Below are 1356 nucleotides of genomic sequence, written 5' to 3'. Positions count from 1 at the left end.
CGCCAAAAGCGCCGGCGTCGTTCTTCAGGTCGGCTTTAACCGCCGCTTCGTCAGCGGTTTCGCAGCCGCCTATGAAGACATTAAATCCGGACGCATCGGCGTGCCGCAGCTGCTCCGCTCCGTGACCCGCGACCCGGGCCTCGGCGACCCGTCGCCTATCCCGCACTGGACCATCTTCCTGGAAACCCTTATCCACGACTTTGACATCCTGCTGCACCTCAACCCGGGCGCAAGGCCGGTTGAAGTTTTCGCCATGGCCGATGCGCTGGTCCGCCCTGACTTCAAAGAGCGCGGCCTGCTCGACACCGCCGTCGTGAATATCCGGTTCGATAACGGCGCCATCGCCACGGCGGAAGCCAACTTCCAGGCCGTTTACGGCTATGACGTGCGCGGTGAAGTGTTCGCCAGCAAGGGCATGGTGCAGGCCGGCAACATTAACGTGAACAACTGCGTTCGCTACACCGCTGAGGGCATCTCCGTTGATACCGCCCGCCGCGACACCGACCTGCTGCGCGATGCCTACGTGGCTGAGCTCACCGACTTCGTGCGCTGCGTCTCCACTGGCGATACGCCAAAGGCCACCGGTCAGGATGCACGCAACGCCCTGGAAATTGCGCTGGCATGCATTTCCTCCGTTCAGCAGTCGCAGCCCGTTAAGCTCTGAGGATTAAACATGACTCAATACTCTCTGTCCGTCTGCGCCGAGATGGTCTTTCTTGACCTGCCTTTCATCGAACGCGTTGAGCGCATTCACGCCATGGGATTCGGCGTTGAAATCTGGGACTGGACCCAGAAGGATATCGATGCCCTTGTCAGAACCGGCGCGCGCTTCACCTCCATGACCGGCTATATCTCGGGGAATCTGACCGATGACGGGGAAATAGCGCAGCTGCTGTCCAGCGCGGCCGAGTCTCTTGAGGTCGCACGACGCCTGGGCTGCCCCTCGCTTAACCTGCACGGCACCGGCCTCAACAACGTGGGGCTGCCGGTCAAACCGGTTGAGGTCGTCACCGGCGCCATGTGGCTCAAAGCCGTCAGCACGCTGTCCGAACTTGCCATGCTTGGCGAGGAGGCCGGCAGGGTCTTCACGCTCGAAAACCTGAACACCGCCGTTGACCATCCGGGCACGCCGTTCGCCCGCGCCGAAGACACCCTGGCCCTGGTGAGCGCGGTAAACAGCCCCTGGCTCAAGATGAACCTCGATATTTATCACGCGCAGATCGGCGAGGGTAACCTGGTTGAGCTCATCCGCCGCTGCGGCCAGCACATCGGCGAGGTGCAGGTCGCGGACGTACCGGGGCGTAAAGAGCCGGGTACCGGTGAAATTAACTATCCGGCCGTGGCGCGCGCGCTGAG

Annotated in this window: 2 protein-coding genes; both read left to right on the top strand. The window is 62.2% G+C overall.

Features of this window, described 5'->3' with window-relative positions; translation table 11 throughout:
* Positions 1–664, top strand: a 664-nt coding sequence (locus tag WFP70_RS26445) for a Gfo/Idh/MocA family protein (RefSeq protein WP_337024898.1), incomplete at its 5' end; no start/stop codon positions are given.
* Between the two features lie 9 nt (positions 665–673).
* On the top strand, positions 674–1356 hold a 683-nt coding region (locus WFP70_RS26440; RefSeq protein WP_337024897.1), incomplete at its 3' end, for a TIM barrel protein.

Origin of the sequence: Pantoea sp. USMM079 (assembly GCF_037153115.1) — a bacterium.
Lineage (GTDB): Bacteria > Pseudomonadota > Gammaproteobacteria > Enterobacterales > Enterobacteriaceae > Pantoea > Pantoea communis.
Note: the sequence above shows the minus strand (reverse complement) of the source record. Positions and strands in the feature narration are given on the sequence as shown.